Raw genomic sequence first — 17,259 nt, forward strand, 5'->3', positions numbered from 1 at the left:
CGGCGTCAAGCGTGCGTCGGCGGCGAGAGGAGCGTCCCGCGCGGGCGCTGCCGGTCGGTCCCCGGCACGCTCCGCACGCGGGAGGCCGACCGTGAGCCCGACTCGACCGGTCGGGCTCCGTCTGTGCCGGGGTCCTATTCCTCGCTGGACGAGGCCAGCGAGATGCGGCCTTCGGAGGCGAGTCGCAGCGTCTGCTGGGCGATGACGCGGCGTGCCGCGGTGACATCCTTCGACGCGACGTCGGCCGTCCGGGCGAGCTCGGCCTCCACCATGCGGCGGGCGCGTGCGGCGAGCGAGGACGTGACGGTCTCCACGAGTTCGGGAGAAGCGCCGCGCAGCGCGAGCGTGACGGTCTCGGTCGGGATGTCGTCGAAGAGGATGAGCCGGGCCTTCTTCTGCAGGCGCGGCAGGTCCTCGAAGGCGAAGAGCATCTGGCGGATGGCGACCGCCTCCTCCGGCTCGGTCTCCTCGATGGAGGCGAGAAACTCGTCGGTCTGGCTCTTCTCCATGCGGTTGGCGATCTCGGCGAGGATCGTGCGACGCGCGGCCTTTTCGGCATTGCCCGAACCGGCGACGAAGATGTCGTTGAGGATCGTCTCGATGACGGTCTCGGATTCCATGGACAGCGGCTTGGCGCTGAGGACGCGGCGCATGACGTCGTTGCGGAAGGCCGGCTCGAAGCCGACGACGACCGCCGCCGAAATCTCGGCCGGAAGCCGGGCGATGACGATCGCGACGACCTGGGGATGCTCCACCGACAGGAGCGCCACGAGGTTCTTCGGACCGAGATTTTCCAGCTCGTCCCAGATCGAGAGGGCAGGACCGGTGAAGAGCGAGGGATCGATGAAATCGTCGGACCCGAAGACGTTCGTGTATTCGTCGGCCGACATGGTCGAGCGCAGGAGCCTGTTCAGCTCGGTGTCGAGGCCGGAAAGGCCCGGTCCCGTCTTGAACTCCTCCTGGAATTCGGTGACGAGACGCTCGATCTGCGTCGCAGAGACCGGTTGCTGATCGGCCACGCTCTGACGGATCGCCCGGATCTCGTCCGGGGTGAGATGCTTGAGGAGGCGCGAAGCCCCCGTCGCTCCCATCGCCAGGAGCAGGATCGCCGCGCGGGCGGGACCCGGCAGGTTGTCGAGCCCGCCGTCGTTGTCCAGTTCAGAGTATGCGGGCAGACCCATGGCGGATTAGGCGCCTGTCGTCTTGGACCGCTGCGGCCGGGAACCGGGCGAGACGATCTCGGTCAATGTGATGCCGAAGCGCGATTCCTCGTTTTCGAGGACCACCACTTCGCCGCGGGCGACGATGCGGCCGTTGACGATGAGGTCCACGGGATCGCCAATCGATGTGTTGAGCTTCACGACCGCGCCGCGGCCGAGCTTCACGAGATTGGACACGGGCATGACGGCCGTGCCGAGCACGACCTGCATGGTCACCGGGATGTCCATGATCAGGTTCAGGTCGGGCTTGCCTTCCGGCTGAACATAAGCCTCCTCGCCCCCGAAGTCCTCCTCGGCGTCCATCAGGTCGGTGGCGCCGGAGAAGGCGACGTCCTGGTCCTCGTCGAAGTTCGTCGCGTCGAGGGCGTTGTCGTCGTCTTCGTCGATCATGGCTTCAATCTCCTGGAAGAAAGGCCCGGAGCTTGTCGGGCATCGGATCCGACCCGGCGTCGGATCGAGCGATTCGGGGGTTGGGTGCCGGCCGGTGCCGGCGCCCTGCATTAACGATTAGCGGTCGAGGCTGGCGCGAGGCGGGACTCGAGCCGGCGGAGCCATTCGGCTTCGTGGGCCGGCGCGAGCGCGGGCGCCGAAACGAGAGGGCTCGCCGCGGCAGAGGTTTCGGCGGCGAAGACGGCATTGTCGTTGGCGAGATCGAGCTCCAGCGCGGCCATGCGCGCGGCGTCCTCGAGCGCCTCGACGAGGCTTCGGGCTTCCTCGATGCGCTCCCCGAGAGCGGCGAGCGTGCGCGTTCCCTCGCTCTTCAGCATCACCACCGCATGGGCCGCGCGGTTGATCGCCGCGTCGCTGTCGCGCAGCGCCTGGCCGAAGCTCGCCTCTTCGCTGCGCAGCCGGCGGAGCTCCTGGACCATCCGGCCCGTGCGCCAGCTGGTCACGACGAGGGCGGCGACGAGCGTTCCGTCAATCAGCCAGGATATCATCGATGAACTCCTCCGTCGGGTCGACCCGCTCCTCGATGCGCACGACATAGGCGTCGCGTTGAACGCCCATGCGGCCGCGGAAGAGACGCTGTTCTTCGCACTCGATGACGATCAGGCTCTCCATCGTGGCGTTGAGCACGATCGTCTGGCCGAGGGTGAAGCGGGCGACCTCGCCGAGCGTGATCTGCTTCTCGTCGAGAAGCGCACGCACTTCGAGATCGGCATGGCTGAGGCCTTCCTGGATGTCGCGGGCCCAGCTCTCGTCGGCGAACGGCTTCTCCTCCGGCACGATCGCGAGCTTGCGGCGATGCGGCAGGATGGCCTTTTCCGGCAGAGCGAAGCGGATCGTGCTCTGCAGCCGGCCGACCGACACGCGGAAGGCGAGCTGCAGGAAGGCGCGGCCATCGGCCGGCAGGCGCTCGTCGAGGGCCGCTCCGATCGGGGCGGCGATGACCTCGCCGGCCGTCATGTCGAGCGGCGCGATGGGATCGAAGATCGGATTGGCCGCGTCCACGAAGCTTGCCAGCGCCACCTCGACGAAGCTCCGGTCGAGCTTGGTCATCGGGCGGGCGCCGGGCAGTTCGCCAAGGCCCGAGCCACCGAACATCGCCTCGACCAGTGCGTTGGCGAGGCTCGGTTCGGCAAGAATGTAGCCGGTCTCGCGCCATTTCGACGACTTGACGGTCGTGGCGAGGGCGGCGGTCGCGACGTCCGGCGCGGCCGGGGCGAACGTGAAGACGGTGAGTCCGGTGAACTCGATCACGACCGGCGCGGCGTAGACCGCGTTCAGCCTCTCCGCGCTCGCCTCGGCCCAGGCCTCGGCGAGGAGCTTCAGTCCGGGGAGCCGCTCGGGCTCGATCTTGGCGGCCGAGCGGAGATGGGCTTCGATGTTCGTCCGTTCTGCGGTGTCGAGCATGGTCGGTGATCCCGGATCAGGCCGCTTGCGCGGCGCCGCCGCCGATCGTCTCGGCTTCGACCTGGTCGATGGTCGGACGTTCGTAGGCGGAGATGGTCTTGCGGCCGTATTCGAGGGCGACCTGCGGCATGGCGCCGTTGATGTAGGCGATGAGCGTCTGCTTCACGATCACGTAGCGGCGCAGCTGCTTGTCGCGCACGACCTTCACCTTGTGGGCGATCGGGCCGAAGACGCCGTAGGCGAAGAAGATGCCGGCGAAGGTTCCCACCAGCGCGGCGCCGATGAGATGGCCGAGGATCTCGGGGCTCTGGTCGAGCGCGCCCATGGCGTGGACGATGCCGAGAACGGCGGCGACGATGCCGAGTGCGGGAAGACCGTCGGCGATGTCCTGGAGCGCGCCCTTCGGCTTCAGGCTGTCGCGGGCGATCGTCTGGATCTCCTCGTCCATCAGCGACTCGATCTCGTAGCCCTTGACGTTGCCGATGATGATCAGGCGGCAATAGTCGCAGATGAAGTTCAGCATCGCCTTGTCCTTCATGATCGTCGGATAGGCGCTGAAGATCGAGGACTCCGCGGGGTTGTCGACATGCTCCTCGACCTCGGAGCGCGGCTTGGAGCGCATCTCGCGCATGATCGCGTGGAGGAGGCTGAGAAGGGCGAGATAGTCGGCCTGCTTGGGAACGCTGTCCTTGAAGGCTTCGCCGATCGCCTTGCCGGTGTCCTTCACCACCTTCATCGGGTTGGCGACGATGAAGGTGCCGAGCGAGGCCCCGAGGATGATGAGGAGCTCGTAGGGCTGCCAGAGGACATCCAGATGTCCGCCGCCGGCGATGTAGCCGCCCAGCACGCAGGCAATCGTGATGATGAGACCGAGGATAATGCCCATGATCGAACCCTTCTGACCGTTCCGTTCGGTGCTACGGACAAGGACTTGTGCGAGCCTGACGATCGTCCGAAGGGTTCCCCGAAGCTTTCGCCAGCCCGTCCACGGCCGAAAGGCCCAGCGAGGGCCGCTGCGCTCGCTCCGGGTTGGCAAGCCGCCCGAACAGGCTGGCGCAAGCGACGTTGCCGATGGTCGGACCTCGTGACGGCGAGGTGTCCTCGCCTCCGTTCGGACGGGTTCGCGGGGTCATCTTCGACACGCGCCCCTTCGTCCGACCGAGCCGCCCGATTGAATGCCGGCCTCCGGCGCCCAGGGAACGACATCACATGCAAACCTCTCTGCCGGTCGCGCTGTCCGCCCAGCTTGCGATGGAAAAGCGCCTGGACACGATCGCCGACAACCTCGCCAACTCGCGCACCGCGGGCTTCCGGGCCGAAGAGGTGAAATTCGAAAGCTTCATCTCGCGGGCCGCCGCCGAACCGGTCGCCTTCGCCTCGACGGGCGAGACCTATGTCTCGACCCGCACCGGCGAGATGACCCAGACGGGCAACGCGCTCGACATGGCCGTCAACGGCAACGCCTATTTCGCCGTGCAGGGACCGAAGGGTCCGATCTACACCCGCGACGGCCGCATGACGATCAGCGAGACGGGAGACGTCATGTCGCTGACCGGCGTGCCCTTCCTCGATGCGGGCGGCGCGCCGCTCCAGGTCGATCCCTCGGCCGGGCCGATCCAGATCGCTCGCGACGGCATGATCCTGCAGCGCGGAACACAGATCGGAGCCGTCGGCCTTTTCGAGATGCCGGCCAATGCCAAGCTGACCCGCGCCGGCACGTCCGGCTTCACGCCCGACCGGCCGGCGACGCCGCTTCTCGATTTCGGCTCCGTCAGCGTGCTGCAGGGCTTCACCGAGGGGTCGAACGTCAATCCCATCCTCGAAATGACGCGCCTCATCGCCGTCCAGCGCGCCTTCGAAAGCGCGGCCAACTTCATCGAGACGTCCGAGCGCTCGCTCGATTCCGCCGTCGCCCAGCTCGGGCAGAAGGCGTGACGGTGAAGACCAGGACGCCGCTGGCGGCAGGCCAGCTCGACGATCCCCGCATCCGCATCTCCGGCCACATCGTCGACGTCTCGCCGCAGGCGTTCCGCGTCGCCGGCCTTTCGCCCTTCGTGCGTCTCGGCGACTGCATCGTCGCCCAAGGCCCCGAGGGCGAAGAGCTCGGCGAGGTCGTGCGCATCGAGGAGGCCGCCGCGACGGTGAAGCCCTTCGCCGTGCGCTTCCAGAGCGGCGTTCGCTCGATCGCCTGGCGGACCGGACCGGTCACGCTGTCGCCGGCCCAGAGCTGGCGCGGCCGCACGCTCGATGCCTTCGGCCGCCCCTGCGACGATCTCGGTCCCCTCGAACAGGGCCCGACGCCGCGGATCGCCGACACCCAGCCGGATGCCGCCATGAAGCGCGGACGCATCCGCGAGCCCGTGCAGACCACCGTCAAGGCGATCGACATCTTCACGCCGCTGATCAAGGGCCAGCGCCTCGGCGTCTTCGCGGGTTCGGGCGTCGGCAAGTCGACGCTGATGGGCATGCTCGCGCGCGCCAAGGGCTTCGACACCGTGGTCGTCGCGCTCGTCGGCGAGCGCGGCCGCGAGGTCCGCGAGTTTCTCGAAGAAACCATGAAGGGCGAGCTCGACCGCTGCGTCACCGTGGTCGCGACCGGCGACGAGAGCCCGATGATGCGGCGCCTCGCGCCGAAGACCGCCATGGCGATCGCGGAATACTTCCGCGATCTCGGGCAAAGCGTGCTTCTGATCGTCGACAGCGTGACGCGCCTCGCCCATGCCGCTCGGGACGTCGCGCTCGCCGCCGGGGAACCGCCGGTCGCGCGCGGTTATCCGCCGAGCGTCTTTTCCGACCTTCCCCGACTTCTCGAACGCGCCGGTCCCGGCCCGGAGGGCAGCGGCACGATCACCGGCATCTTCGCCGTCCTCGTCGACGGCGACGACCACAACGAGCCGATCGCCGACGCGATCCGCGGCACGCTGGACGGGCATATCGTGCTCGACCGCGCGATCGCCGAACAGGGACGATTCCCCGCGATCGACGTCCTCAAGTCCATCTCGCGCCTCGCCGATCTCTCCTGGAACCCGCAGGAGCGCGAACTCGTCGTGCGCCTTCGCGCCATGATCGCGCGCTTCGAGGACACCAAGGACCTGCGCCTTCTCGGCGGCTACCAGCGCGGGGCCGACGCGACGCTCGACCAGGCGGTCGACCTCGTGCCGCATCTCTACGGCGCGCTCGTCCAGCATCCCGGCGACGCCACGACGACCGAGCCCTTCGAGGAGCTGTCGCGGCGGCTGAAGGCCGGGATGGCGCAGGCGGGGTAGAGAACCCTTTCGCGGTCAGGCAGTCCCGGCGGCGCTCGCATCGTAGCGCCGCTGAGCATCCAGGACGGCGTCGAAATGGGTCTGCGCCCAGAGCCGTAGGGGATCGACGGTCGCCGCCAACGTTCGCCCGAGATCGGTGATCGCGTATTCCACCGTCACCGGCACGGTCGGCGCGACGGTCCGCGTCACGAAACCATCCCGCTCCAGGTTCTTCAACGTCTTCGACAGCATCTTCTGCGAGATGCCCTGGATGGTCCGCAGAAGCTGATTGAAACGCATGGGACTTTCCGCCAGCAGACCGAGGATCAGCACCGCCCATTTGTCCGAGATGCGGTCCAGCACCACGCGCGTCGGACAGTCCGCGACGTAGGCGTTCGGGGTTTGAGCGGCACAGGGGGCCCAGCTCATGGCAGTCTCCTCGGGGTAATCTGGTGAGAGGCGGGTGCGTTCTTTACACCTGCAGCCTGATCGGCCACTTGGTTTCTATCGGAAACCAGGAGACATGACCATGAACGTTGCACTGATCGGGGCGACCGGCAATGTGGGCACGCGCATCCTCGCCGAGCTGACGTCTCGCGGACACGCCGTCACCGCCATCGCCCGCAACCCGGCCAAGCTCGACGGTCTTCCCGGCGTCAGCGCCAGGACCGGCGACGTTCACGACCCGGACGGCCTTGCCGCGCTCCTCGCCGGCCACGACGCCGTCATCAGCTCCATCCATTTCCTCGATTTCGATCCGGCCAAGCTGGTCGCCGCCGTGCGAGCGTCCGGCGTCCGACGCTATCTCGCGGTGGGCGGCGCCGGCAGCCTCGAGGTCGCGCCGGGGGTCCGGCTCATCGACTCGCCGAACTTCCCCGCCGAGTACAAGTCCGAAGCCGCGGCCGGCGCGGCCTATCTCGATCGCCTCAAGGCCGAGGCCGAGCTCGACTGGACCTTCCTGTCGCCCTCCGCCCTCATCGGACCGGGCACCCGCACCGGCACGTTCCGCCTGGGTGCCGACCAGCTGCTCACCCATGAAAACGGCAGCAGCATCTCCTACGAAGACTACGCCGTGGCACTGGTCGACGAGCTCGAGAGGCCGGCGCATTCGCGCAAGCGCTTCACCGTGGGATATTGATCGCGGGGTCATCCTGACAGAACATCCGACGATCCGCGCCGATCGTCGCGGCCGCACTTCGAAGGCCCCGCAAGGTCGCTCCCCGCTTCATCGGGCGAGGGAGCGACCCTGCGGATGTCCCGATCTACTTCACCGCGTCGGTCACCTTGCTCGTCCACGCGCCTTCGGGCTGCTTGGTGATCACGGGATCGGAACCGCCGGACATCAGCACCTTGACCGTCGTTTCGGCGGCGGCCGTGTCGAGCTTGGGGCTATCGCCCAGGAGCTTGGCGATCTCGGTCATCATGAACGTCTGGTGCGCCTCGGTCTGGGCGCCCGTCGTGTCGTTGTCGAGCACGATGCCGGCCGCCTCGTCCGGGTTCTCCTTGGCGTATTGCCAGCCCTTCATGGAGGCCGAGACGAAGCGGGCGAGCTTGTCGACCATGGCGGGGTCGCCGAGCGCGGGCTCGAGGACATAGAGCCCGTCCTCCAGCGTCGAGACGCCCTGCTCCTCGTATTTGAAGACGACGAGATCCTCGGGCTTCAGCCCGGCGTCGAGAACCTGACCGTATTCGTTGTAGGTCATGGTCGAGATGCAGTCGGCCTGCTTCTGGATCAGGGGATCGACGTTGAAGCCCTGCTTGATGACGGTGACGCCCTCCGGACCGCCGTCGGTCTTCAAGCCGAGCTTCGACATCCAGGACAGAAACGGATATTCGTTGCCGGAGAACCAGACGCCGAGGGTCTTGCCCTTGAAGTCGGCGGGGCTCGCGATGCCCGTCTCCTTGCGGCAGGTCAGCATCAGGCCGGACTTGGCGAAGGGCTGGGCGATGTTGACCAGAGGCAGGCCCTTCTCGCGGGCGGCGAGCGCGGACGGCATCCAGTCGATCACCACGTCGGCACCGCCGCCGGCCAGCACCTGCGTCGGCGCGACGTCCGGACCGCCCGGCTTGATCGTGACGTCGAGCCCGGCTTCCTCGTAATAGCCCTTCTCGGCCGCGACGTAGTAGCCGGCGAACTGCGCCTGGGTGACCCATTTCAGCTGCAGCGTCAGCGCGTCGGCGGCGAGCGCCGGCGCCGAGGCGGAGAGGCCGAGGGCCAGAGCCGCCGCGGACAGTATCGAAGTCCTCATCAGTCAGTCTCCTTCGCTGCGAAGGGCGCGCCAGAGGCGGCCCGATCATGCCTACTTCCGGTAGGACGGATGCCAGAACGTCGAGGCGCGCTCGACGAGGGATATCAGCCCGTAGCTCGCCGAGCCCGCCAGCGCGGCCACCGCGATCTCGGCCCAGACCATGTCGGTGTTCAGCCGGCCGATCTCGGCGGAGATGCGAAAGCCCATGCCGACGATCGGGGTGCCGAAGAATTCGGCGACGATGGCACCGATCAGGGCCAGCGTCGAGTTGATCTTCAAGGCGTTGAAGACGAAGGGCATCGCCGCCGGCAGGCGAAGCTTCAGGAGCGTCGCGCCGTGGCCCGCGGCATAGGTGCGCATGAGGTCGCGCTCCATCGCGCCGGCCGCGGCAAGGCCCGCCAGCGTGTTCACCAGCATCGGGAAGAAGGTCATCACCACGACGACGGCGGCCTTCGACGGCCAGTCGAAGCCGAACCACATGACCATGATCGGCGCGACGCCGACGATCGGCAGGGCCGATGCGAGGTTGGCGATCGGCAGGAAGCCGCGTTTGAGAAACGGCGAACGATCGATCAGGAGCGCGGCGAGAAAGCCCGAGCCGCAGCCGAGGACATAGCCGGCGATCACCGACTTGAGGAAGGTCTGGCGGAAGTCCGCCCAGAGGATCGGCAACGAGGCCGCGATGCGCGCGCCGATCGCCGAGGGCGGCGGCAGGAGCACGCCGGGCACGTCAAGGCCGCGCACGACGGCCTCCCAAAGAAGCAGAAGGGTCGCGCCGAAGACGAGGGGCACCGCGATATCGGCAAGGCGGGCGGCGGCGGGCGTCGCGGGTCGAAGCGCGGCGAGCCGGGCCGTCAGCTGCCAGGCGGCGAGCCAGACCGCGACGATAAGAATCCAGAAGCTCGCGTCGTAAGGGCCGGTCGCGAGCGTATCGGACAGGACGTAGACGCCGCCGAGGGCAAGGGCGGCGGGAACGGCGATCCCCTGGCGAAGCAGTTCGTCCATGCCGGTCATCCGAGGGCTCCCGTGCGCCGGAGCACGACGCGCTCCGCCAGCGAGACGAAGCCGACGAGGACCGCGGCCATGGCGGAGGCCGCGACGAGAGCGGCCCAGATCTGCACCGTCTGCCCGTAATAGGAGCCCGCCAGCAGGCGGGCCCCGAGGCCCGCGACCGCGCCGGTGGGCAATTCGCCGACGATCGCGCCGACGAGGCTCGCGGCCACCGCCACCTTCATCGAAGCGAAGAGGAAGGGCAGCGAGGCCGGCAGGCGCAGCTTGGTCAGAACCGCCGTGCGACTCGCGCCATAGGTGCGCATGAGGTCGAGATGGAGGATATCCGGCGAGCGCAAGCCCTTCACCATGCCGACGGCGACGGGGAAGAAGGAGAGATAGGTCGAGATCACCGCCTTCGGGATCAGCCCCTGCACGCCGACCGAATTCAGGACGACGATGATCATCGGCGCGACCGCGAGGATCGGGATCGTCTGGGAGGTCACGATCCAGGGCATGAGGCTCTTGTCGAGCGTCCTGGAATGCACGATGCCGACGGCGAGCGCGACGCCGAGAAGCGTTCCCGCCGCAAAGCCCGTGAGGGTCGAGGACAGCGTCACCCAGGCATGGAAGAGAAGCGAGCGCGCCGAGCTCGGCTTGACCGTCGCGGTGGTCTTCCAGATCTCGGCCACGATCTGGTGCGGCGCCGGCAGAAGCGGACGTTCGGCACTCCAGGTCTCGGCGACGGTCTGCGTGAAGGTCGCCGTCGTTCCCGCCCGCGCCAGCCGATCCACGGTCGTCTGCCAGTTCATGAGGACGGCGGCGGCGTACCAGAGGGCGACGATCGCCGCGACGACGACGAGCACCGGAACGAGACGCCCCTCCCCCGCAGCTCGCACCGGCCGGGCGACGGGCACGGCGCTCATCGCGCGCCCTCCGGCCACATCATCAGGACGAGCCCCAGCGTGCCCAGCGCCATTCCGGCGAGTTGCATCGGCGGCACGCGTTCGCCGAAGACGGTGAAGGCGACGAGGTTGACGAGAACGAGTTGGGCGATCGAGGAGACCGAGATCGCAACCGCCAGCCCGCTCTCGCGCATCAGCCGCACCATCATGAGATTGCCGATCCCGTAGAGGGCGAGCATCAGCGCGATCGCCCAGAGCTTGTTCGTCGCCACGTAGAAACGCGACATCGACGCTGCGGCGAGAAAGACCGGAATGGTGGCGAGAAGCCAGAGGCTGGCGGCGATGCTCATGGCTGGATCGCGCCCTCAGTCATAGCCGTGTCCCAGCCGCAGACCCTCTCGCACGCGGTGGGCGATGGCGAGGAATTCGGGCGTCTCCCGGATCTCGAGCGGGCGATCCGTTCCGAGATCGCAATCGATGATCTCGTGGATGCGGCCGGGACGCGGGCTCATGACGACGATGCGGGTGGAGAGGAAGACGGCCTCGGGGATGGAATGGGTGACGAAGATCACGGTCTTTCCCGTCTTCGCCCAGAGCTTCAGGAGTTCCTCGTTGAGGTGGTCGCGCACGATCTCGTCGAGCGCGCCGAAGGGCTCGTCCATCAGGAGAAGATCGGGATCGAAGGACAAAGCCCGCGCGATCGAGGCGCGCTGCTGCATGCCGCCCGACAGCTGCCAGGGATATTTTCGCCCGAAGCCGGCAAGGCCGACGAGATCGAGGCCGGCCGCGACGCGGCGTTGGCGCTCGGCCTTGTCGAAGCCCATGATTTCCAGCGGCAGCGCCACGTTCTTCTCGATCGTGCGCCAGGGATAGAGCGCCGCCGCCTGGAAGACGTAGCCATAGGCGCGCGCGAGCCGCGCCTGTTCCGGGGTCATGCCGTTGACGGCGATCTCGCCCGATGTCGGCCGCTCCAGATCGGCGATGACGCGCAGCAGCGTCGTCTTTCCGCAGCCGGACGGACCGATGAAGGACACGAACTCGCCGCGCGACACGGTGAGGTCGATGTCCTTCAGCGCGTGGACGGGGGAATCCCCGGTCTCGAAGACGAGGGATAGGTTCTGCGCCGCGATGACCGTCTGAGAGGACGAATTATTCAACGCCGGACACGCCGATCTCGCGACAGTCGGCGGGACGGACAAGACAGCCGGACGCCATGTCTCAAACTCCTGCCGGAATGCCGGACCGTTCGATCCGGCGGGGAGCGGTCAGCTCCTTCCAGGTCGACAGCGCCTTGGCCGGCGCGGGACCCGCGGGGCGTTCGACGAAGCGGCCCGTCCCGGTCTCGGCCCGCACGTCTCCGTCCCGGTAGGCGATCTGGCCGCGCGAGATCGTCACCACGGGCAGGCCCGTCACCTCGATGCCCTCGAACACGTTGTAGTCGATCGCCGATTTCTGCGTCTTGGCGGAAATGGTCTTGGTCGCGGCGGGATCGAAGACGACGAGATCGGCGTCCGCACCCGGCAGGATCGCGCCCTTGCGAGGATAGACGTTGAGGATCTTGGCGATGTTGGTCGAGGTCGCAGCGACGAACTCGTTCATCGTGAGGCGCCCGGTCCGCACGCCCTTCGTCCAAAGGACGGCCAGCCGGTCCTCCAGCCCGCCGGTGCCGTTCGGGATCTTCGTGAAGTCGCCGAGCCCGAAGCGCTTCTGCTCCGTGGTGAAGGCGCAGTGGTCGGTCGCCACGACCTGGAGCGAGCCCGAGGCGAGACCGGCCCAAAGCGAATCCTGATGGCCCTTGTCGCGGAAGGGCGGGCTCATGACGCGCCGGGCGGCATAGTCCCAGTCTGCGTTGAAATATTCGCGCTCGTCGAGGGTGAGGTGCTGAATCAGCGGCTCGCCATAGACGCGCATCCCCTTCTGGCGCGCCCGGCGGATCGCCTCGTGGCTCTGCTCGCAGGAGACGTGGACGACATAAAGCGGCACGCCCGCCTGATCGGCGATCATGATGGCGCGGTTCGTCGCCTCGCCCTCGACCTCGGGCGGGCGCGAATAACCGTGCGCCTCCGGCCCGTTGTTGCCCTCGGCCATCAGCTTGGCTTGCAGGAAGGCGACGACGTCGCCGTTCTCGGCATGGACGAGGGGCATCGCCCCGATCTCGGCGCAGCGCGAGAAGGAGGCGAACATCTCGTCGTCGTTCACCATCAGCGCGCCCTTGTAGGCCATGAAATGCTTGAACGTGTTGATGCCGCGCTCGACGACCAGCGGCATCTCGTCGAAGACCTTCTGGCCCCACCACGTGATCGCCATGTGGAAGGAATAGTCCGAGCGCGCCTTGCCGGCCTTCTGGTGCCAGGCCTGGAGCGCGTCGATCAGGCTCTCGTTCGGCGCGGGCAGGCAGAAGTCGACGACCATCGTCGTGCCGCCGGCCAGCGCCGCCGCCGTGCCGGTGTCGAAGTCGTCGGCGGAATGGGTGCCCATGAAGGGCATTTCGAGATGCGTGTGCGGATCGATCCCGCCCGGCATGACATAGGCGCCGGAGGCGTCCACCGTCTCGTCGCCGGAGAGATCCGGGCCGATGGCGGCGATCTTGCCGTCCTCGATCAGGATGTCGGCGCGATAGGTGAGATCGGCGGTGACGATGGTGCCGCCCTTGATGGCGATGGTCATGAGGATGTCCCTAGTCGCAGGCCTGTGGCTACCACACGACCCAAGCCGAGAATGTTGGTGAGGCCCAGATCGATACGCAGGATGTCCTCGTCCTCGACTTCCCCGATGACGATTCCGATTTCTCTCGGGAGAACAGAGCTGAGGCGATCAAGCATCACCTGCGACGGAACACGGAGCCCGTTCGCAATGGAAGGTTCGATGTCGACACGTAAGAGCGGTGCGCCGACAATGTCGCTCGTCAGTGGACAGACGAGAAGCGGTCGATCCGCGCGGATGAGATGATCGGCATGGATGACGATTCCAGGCCGAGGCTTCGCGGCGACACCACGGGTCGACATCGTGATGACATCACCTCGCTTCAACTTTTATCGTCCCATAGATCGCCGCGGACCTGAAGCATCCAATCGTCGAGATCGGGATCGCGACGATCCGCTTCGGCGACGGCGTTCATCTGACGGTTGACCTCCTGGAGATAGGCTTCGTCTTCGCGATCGATGATCCAAAGCTCGACCGGACGGTATCCAAGCGCCTTGAGCGCTGCCCGCTGTTCGTCGGTCAACTCCTTAGGCCGCCCCATTGCGTCGACTCCTCTCCGCTCCGCCCCCTGTTCCACCCTACCCCACGATCTCCGCCGTCTCCACCACCGCGCGCAGGAGGACGTCCGCGCCCGCCTTCGCCCAGTCCTTCGAAATCTCCTCCGCCTCGTTGTGGCTGAGGCCGTCGACGCAGGGGCAGAAGATCATCGCGGTCGGGGCGACCCGGTTGATCCAGCAGGCGTCGTGACCGGCGCCCGAGACGATGTCCCGATGGGAATAGCCGAGGCTCTCGGCCGCCGAGCGGACGGCGGCGACGCAGGTCTCGTCGAAGGTCACGGGGTCGAACTGCCCAACCTCCTCGATGTCGTATTCGATGTCGAGCGCCTCGCAGATCGTATCGATCCCGTCCTCGATGCGATCCTCCATCCGGTCGAGGATCTCCTTGTCGGGCGAGCGGATGTCGATGGTGAAGACCGCGCGGCCGGGAATGATGTTGCGAGAGTTCGGGTAGATCTCGACATGGCCGACGGCGCCGACCGCGTTCGGCTGCTCGTCCATCGCGACCTCGTGGACGAGCTCGATGATCCGCGCCATGCCGAGCCCGGCATTGCGGCGCTTGAACATCGGCGTCGAGCCGGTGTGGCTTTCCTTGCCGGTCAGCGTGACCTGCAGCCATTTCAGGCCTTGGCCGTGCGTGACGACGCCGATGTCGATGCCTTCGTCCTCAAGGATCGGACCCTGCTCGATGTGGTACTCGAAGAAGGCCTTCATCTTGCGCTGGCCGACGGGCTCCTCGCCCTCCCAGCCGATGCGCTTCAACTCGTCGCCGAAGCGCTTGCCCTTGGCGTCGACGCGATCCTTCGCCCAGGCCTCGTCGTGCAGGCCAGCGAAGACGCCGGAGGCGAGCATGGCGGGGGCGAAGCGGGCGCCCTCCTCGTTCGTCCAGTTGACGACGACGATCGGGTGCTTCGTCTTGATGCCGAGGTCGTTCAGCGTGCGCAGGACTTCCAGTCCCGACAGCACGCCGAGGACGCCGTCGTACTTGCCGCCGGTCGGCTGGGTGTCGAGATGGCTGCCGACGCACACGGGCAGCGCGCCTGGATCGGTGCCCTCCCGCCGGGCGAACATGTTACCCATCGTATCGAGGCCCATGGAAAGGCCGGCCGCCTCGCACCAGGACTGGAACAGCCGGCGCCCCTCGCCGTCCTCATCCGTCAGCGTCTGGCGGTTGCTGCCGCCGGCAATGCCGGGACCGATCTTCGCCATGTCCTCGAGGGCGTTCCAGAGACGGTCGCCGTCGATCTGGAGGTTCGAGGCCTGAGAGGTCATGCCAGCCCCCGGAGGACGGAGCGAAGCGTGTCGACGATCTCCCCGATCTGGTCCTCCTCGATGATGAGCGGCGGCGACAGCGCGATGATGTCGCCGGTCGTGCGGATGAGAAGGCCGCGCTCGTAGGCTTCGAGGAAGGCGGAAAAGGCGCGCTTGGTCGGCTGACCTTGGATCGGCTCCAGTTCGACCGCGCCGATGATGCCGGTCGTGCGGATGTCGATCACATGCGGCTCGCCCTTCAGCGACTGGATCGCATCGGACCAGACCGGGGCCAGCGCCTTGGCGCGCTCGAAAAGCCCCTCCTCCTTGTAGGTCTCCAGCGTCGCCAGACCGGCCGCGGAGGCGATCGGGTTGCCGGAGTAGGTGTAGCCGTGCGCGAACTCGATCAGATGCTCGGGGCCGTTCATGAAAGCCTCGTAGATCGTGTCCTTCACGAAGACCGCGCCCATGGGAATGACGCCGTTGGTGAGCCCCTTGGCGGTCACCATGATGTCCGGCGTCACGCCGAAATGATCGGCCGCGAAGGGCGCTCCCATGCGGCCGAAGCCGGTGATCACCTCGTCGAAGATGAGAAGGATGCCGTGCTGGTCACAGATCTCGCGCAGGCGCTTCAGATAGCCTTTCGGCGGCGGCAGGACGCCCGTCGACCCCGCCACCGGCTCGACGATCACGGCGGCGATCGTGGAGGGATCGTGGAGCGTCGCGATGCGCAGGAGATCCTCGGCGAGATCGGCGCCATGCTCGGCCTCGCCCACGGGATAGGGATTGCGCAGGGGATCATGCGTGTGGCGCATGTGGTCGACGCCGGTCAGAAGCGTGCCGAACATCTTTCGATTGCCGACGATGCCGCCGACCGAGATGCCGCCGAAGTTCACGCCGTGATAGCCGCGCTCGCGTCCGATGAGGCGGAACCGCGAGCCCTCGCCGCGCACGCGCTGGTAGGCAAGCGCGATCTTCAGCGCGGTGTCGACCGATTCCGAGCCCGAATTGGTGAAGAAGACGTGGTCGAGGCCCGATGGCGCCAGGGCCGCGAGCCGCGAGGCGAGCTCGAAGGCCTTGGGATGGCCCATCTGGAAGGCCGGGGCGTAGTCGAGTTCGGCGGCTTGGCGCTGGATCGCCTCGGTGATCTTCGGCCGGCAGTGCCCGGCATTCACGCACCAGAGACCGGCCGTTCCGTCCAGCACCTGCCGGCCGTCGGACGTCGTGTAGTGCATGTCCTTCGCGCCGACGAACATGCGCGGCGACTGCTTGAACTGGCGGTTCGCCGAGAACGGCATCCAGAAGGCTTCGAGATTGTTCGGAGCCACGGCGTTGGGGGAAACGGGCGAGCCGTCCCGGATGGGGGTGGTTTCGTTCATGGCGGACGGCGGCTCCGATGTCTCCCGGCGCTCCAGCGACTTCGCGGCGTCCGGTTTCTTGACTGGATGGTCAAAATGGAGGCTAGAAGGTGGTTCGGAGCCGGTCAAGCCGCTTCCGCCATGCGGTTCTGCCGGCTCCACACGGGCGACGATCCCCTCATCCGGCGCAATGGTATCGAAAGGCCGGCTTGCTTCGCGAACTCGCCCCCGCGAACCGCGCCCGGTCAGAGGAGAGGTTTCGACGGGATGGATGCCAAGGTCGATCCAAGCCCCGCCTCCGAGGAGCCGCGCACGACGCGGATCCAGGCGATCAATCGCGGCGCGATCCTCGAGGCGGCGCTGGAGGTCTTTTCCACGCATGGCTTCCGAGGCTCGACGATCGACCAGATCGCGCAGCGCGCGGGCATGTCGAAACCCAACCTTCTCTACTATTTCAAGCGCAAGCAGGACATCTACGCCGCGGTCCTGGAAGCGACGCTCGACGCCTGGCTCGCTCCTCTGGAAATGCTGGATCCCGACGGCGATCCGATCGAGGAACTGCGTCGCTACATCACCCGGAAGATCGAGCTTTCCGTGGAGCGTCCCGAAGCGTCTCGCCTCTTTGCCGGGGAGATGCTGAGCGGTGCCCCGGCCATCGGCGACTTCCTGAAGACGCGGCTGCGAAGCCTCGTCCAGGACAAGGCCGGCGTCATCCGGGTCTGGGTCACGCAGGGACGTCTCGCTCCGATCGACCCGTTCCACCTCCTCTTCGCGATCTGGGCGACGACGCAGACCTATGCCGATTTCGATGTGCAGATCCGCGCCATTCTCGGCTCGGAGGTGGGCCGGCCCGGCTTTCGCGAGCAGAGCGCGCAGGCGGTGCTGACGATCGTGCTCAACGGCATTCGTCCGCGCGAAGCGGGGTGA

20 protein-coding genes are annotated in these 17,259 nt (G+C 67.2%); 4 read left to right on the plus strand and 16 right to left on the minus strand.

The features are described from left to right. Positions 1–134: 134 nt before the first annotated feature. The 5 genes from ASG43_RS17230 to motA all read right to left on the minus strand — a co-directional run bounded on the left by ASG43_RS17230 (position 135) and on the right by motA (position 3,960). Positions 135–1,181, minus strand: a complete 1,047-nt coding sequence (locus ASG43_RS17230; RefSeq protein ID WP_056507719.1) for a FliG C-terminal domain-containing protein — start codon at positions 1,179–1,181, stop codon at positions 135–137. Between the two features lie 6 nt (positions 1,182–1,187). Next, complete coding sequence (gene fliN, locus ASG43_RS17235; RefSeq protein WP_056507902.1) at positions 1,188–1,523, minus strand: flagellar motor switch protein FliN; 336 nt, start codon at positions 1,521–1,523, stop codon at positions 1,188–1,190. 197 nt (positions 1,524–1,720) lie between these two features. Beyond that, positions 1,721–2,158, minus strand: coding sequence for a hypothetical protein (locus ASG43_RS17240; protein ID WP_056507720.1), 438 nt, complete (start codon positions 2,156–2,158; stop codon positions 1,721–1,723). Further along, positions 2,139–3,074: a FliM/FliN family flagellar motor switch protein gene (locus ASG43_RS17245; protein WP_056507721.1), complete on the minus strand. Its 936-nt coding sequence runs from the start codon at positions 3,072–3,074 to the stop codon at positions 2,139–2,141. The genes ASG43_RS17240 and ASG43_RS17245 overlap by 20 nt, the downstream gene beginning before the upstream one ends. A 16-nt stretch (positions 3,075–3,090) precedes the next feature. Then, positions 3,091–3,960, minus strand: a complete 870-nt coding sequence (gene motA, locus ASG43_RS17250) for a flagellar motor stator protein MotA (protein ID WP_056507722.1) — start codon at positions 3,958–3,960, stop codon at positions 3,091–3,093. Between the two features lie 323 nt (positions 3,961–4,283). Here motA and flgF point away from each other — a divergent pair, with 323 nt between their 5' ends. Both flgF and fliI read left to right on the plus strand, forming a co-directional pair. Beyond that, positions 4,284–5,009: a flagellar basal-body rod protein FlgF gene (flgF, locus tag ASG43_RS17255; RefSeq protein WP_056507723.1), complete on the plus strand. Its 726-nt coding sequence runs from the start codon at positions 4,284–4,286 to the stop codon at positions 5,007–5,009. 2 nt (positions 5,010–5,011) lie between these two features. Continuing rightward, positions 5,012–6,340: a flagellar protein export ATPase FliI gene (gene fliI, locus ASG43_RS17260; protein ID WP_200939524.1), complete on the plus strand. Its 1,329-nt coding sequence runs from the start codon at positions 5,012–5,014 to the stop codon at positions 6,338–6,340. A gap of 15 nt (positions 6,341–6,355) precedes the next feature. Here the strand turns inward: fliI and ASG43_RS17265 are convergent, their stop codons facing one another. Continuing rightward, complete coding sequence (locus ASG43_RS17265) at positions 6,356–6,748, minus strand: helix-turn-helix domain-containing protein (RefSeq protein ID WP_056507727.1); 393 nt, start codon at positions 6,746–6,748, stop codon at positions 6,356–6,358. A 100-nt stretch (positions 6,749–6,848) separates the two neighbouring features. Between ASG43_RS17265 and ASG43_RS17270 the strand changes: the two genes are divergently transcribed. After that, on the plus strand, positions 6,849–7,457 hold the full coding sequence (locus ASG43_RS17270; protein WP_056507904.1) for an NAD(P)-dependent oxidoreductase: 609 nt from the start codon (positions 6,849–6,851) through the stop codon (positions 7,455–7,457). A 124-nt stretch (positions 7,458–7,581) separates the two neighbouring features. Here the strand turns inward: ASG43_RS17270 and ASG43_RS17275 are convergent, their stop codons facing one another. From ASG43_RS17275 to ASG43_RS17320, 10 genes are all read right to left on the minus strand, one after another. Next, positions 7,582–8,568 carry an ABC transporter substrate-binding protein gene (locus ASG43_RS17275; RefSeq protein ID WP_056507729.1) on the minus strand — a complete coding sequence of 329 codons (987 nt, stop codon included), beginning with the start codon at positions 8,566–8,568 and terminating at the stop codon, positions 7,582–7,584. 51 nt (positions 8,569–8,619) lie between these two features. After that, complete coding sequence (locus tag ASG43_RS17280; protein WP_082491009.1) at positions 8,620–9,582, minus strand: ABC transporter permease; 963 nt, start codon at positions 9,580–9,582, stop codon at positions 8,620–8,622. Further along, entirely contained in the window at positions 9,579–10,484 is a 906-nt protein-coding gene (locus ASG43_RS17285; protein ID WP_056507731.1) for an ABC transporter permease, read from the minus strand. The genes ASG43_RS17280 and ASG43_RS17285 overlap by 4 nt, the downstream gene beginning before the upstream one ends. After that, on the minus strand, positions 10,481–10,813 hold the full coding sequence (locus ASG43_RS17290; RefSeq protein WP_056507733.1) for a hypothetical protein: 333 nt from the start codon (positions 10,811–10,813) through the stop codon (positions 10,481–10,483). The genes ASG43_RS17285 and ASG43_RS17290 overlap by 4 nt, the downstream gene beginning before the upstream one ends. Positions 10,814–10,828: 15 nt before the next feature. Beyond that, positions 10,829–11,620, minus strand: a complete 792-nt coding sequence (locus tag ASG43_RS17295) for an ABC transporter ATP-binding protein (RefSeq protein ID WP_056507734.1) — start codon at positions 11,618–11,620, stop codon at positions 10,829–10,831. A 61-nt stretch (positions 11,621–11,681) separates the two neighbouring features. After that, the gene (gene hydA, locus ASG43_RS17300) at positions 11,682–13,130 is read right to left on the minus strand and encodes a dihydropyrimidinase (protein ID WP_056507735.1); all 1,449 of its coding nucleotides are present in this window, start codon (positions 13,128–13,130) and stop codon (positions 11,682–11,684) included. Next, positions 13,127–13,492 (minus strand): type II toxin-antitoxin system PemK/MazF family toxin, encoded by a 366-nt coding sequence (locus ASG43_RS17305; RefSeq protein WP_156386760.1) that lies wholly within the window; start codon positions 13,490–13,492, stop codon positions 13,127–13,129. Before ASG43_RS17305 ends, hydA begins: the two co-directional genes overlap by 4 nt. Then, positions 13,489–13,689, minus strand: a complete 201-nt coding sequence (locus ASG43_RS17310; protein WP_056507740.1) for an antitoxin MazE-like protein — start codon at positions 13,687–13,689, stop codon at positions 13,489–13,491. Before ASG43_RS17310 ends, ASG43_RS17305 begins: the two co-directional genes overlap by 4 nt. Before the next feature lie 55 nt (positions 13,690–13,744). Then, positions 13,745–14,995, minus strand: a complete 1,251-nt coding sequence (locus ASG43_RS17315) for a Zn-dependent hydrolase (protein WP_056507742.1) — start codon at positions 14,993–14,995, stop codon at positions 13,745–13,747. After that, entirely contained in the window at positions 14,992–16,353 is a 1,362-nt protein-coding gene (locus ASG43_RS17320; protein WP_056507744.1) for an aspartate aminotransferase family protein, read from the minus strand. Before ASG43_RS17320 ends, ASG43_RS17315 begins: the two co-directional genes overlap by 4 nt. A gap of 246 nt (positions 16,354–16,599) precedes the next feature. On the opposite strand from ASG43_RS17320, the gene ASG43_RS17325 reads away from it, so the two are divergent. Then, on the plus strand, positions 16,600–17,259 hold the full coding sequence (locus ASG43_RS17325; RefSeq protein ID WP_056507746.1) for a TetR family transcriptional regulator C-terminal domain-containing protein: 660 nt from the start codon (positions 16,600–16,602) through the stop codon (positions 17,257–17,259).

This window comes from Aureimonas sp. Leaf454, assembly GCF_001424685.1.
Classification (GTDB): domain Bacteria; phylum Pseudomonadota; class Alphaproteobacteria; order Rhizobiales; family Rhizobiaceae; genus Plantimonas.

Bases quoted from the DNA above. Each gene is read 5' to 3' on its own strand.
- ASG43_RS17280 (WP_082491009.1), bottom strand. From the start codon at position 9,582: ATGACCGGCATGGACGAACTGCTTCGCCAGGGGATCGCCGTTCCCGCC.
- ASG43_RS17285 (WP_056507731.1), bottom strand. From the start codon at position 10,484: ATGAGCGCCGTGCCCGTCGCCCGGCCGGTGCGAGCTGCGGGGGAGGGG.
- ASG43_RS17290 (WP_056507733.1), bottom strand. From the start codon at position 10,813: ATGAGCATCGCCGCCAGCCTCTGGCTTCTCGCCACCATTCCGGTCTTT.
- ASG43_RS17320 (WP_056507744.1), bottom strand. From the start codon at position 16,353: ATGAACGAAACCACCCCCATCCGGGACGGCTCGCCCGTTTCCCCCAAC.
- flgF (WP_056507723.1), top strand. From the start codon at position 4,284: ATGCAAACCTCTCTGCCGGTCGCGCTGTCCGCCCAGCTTGCGATGGAA.
- ASG43_RS17265 (WP_056507727.1), bottom strand. From the start codon at position 6,748: ATGAGCTGGGCCCCCTGTGCCGCTCAAACCCCGAACGCCTACGTCGCG.
- ASG43_RS17245 (WP_056507721.1), bottom strand. From the start codon at position 3,074: ATGCTCGACACCGCAGAACGGACGAACATCGAAGCCCATCTCCGCTCG.
- ASG43_RS17270 (WP_056507904.1), top strand. From the start codon at position 6,849: ATGAACGTTGCACTGATCGGGGCGACCGGCAATGTGGGCACGCGCATC.
- ASG43_RS17240 (WP_056507720.1), bottom strand. From the start codon at position 2,158: ATGATATCCTGGCTGATTGACGGAACGCTCGTCGCCGCCCTCGTCGTG.
- ASG43_RS17230 (WP_056507719.1), bottom strand. From the start codon at position 1,181: ATGGGTCTGCCCGCATACTCTGAACTGGACAACGACGGCGGGCTCGAC.
- ASG43_RS17325 (WP_056507746.1), top strand. From the start codon at position 16,600: ATGGATGCCAAGGTCGATCCAAGCCCCGCCTCCGAGGAGCCGCGCACG.
- fliN (WP_056507902.1), bottom strand. From the start codon at position 1,523: ATGGACGCCGAGGAGGACTTCGGGGGCGAGGAGGCTTATGTTCAGCCG.
- ASG43_RS17315 (WP_056507742.1), bottom strand. From the start codon at position 14,995: ATGACCTCTCAGGCCTCGAACCTCCAGATCGACGGCGACCGTCTCTGG.
- ASG43_RS17275 (WP_056507729.1), bottom strand. From the start codon at position 8,568: ATGAGGACTTCGATACTGTCCGCGGCGGCTCTGGCCCTCGGCCTCTCC.
- motA (WP_056507722.1), bottom strand. From the start codon at position 3,960: ATGGGCATTATCCTCGGTCTCATCATCACGATTGCCTGCGTGCTGGGC.
- hydA (WP_056507735.1), bottom strand. From the start codon at position 13,130: ATGACCATCGCCATCAAGGGCGGCACCATCGTCACCGCCGATCTCACC.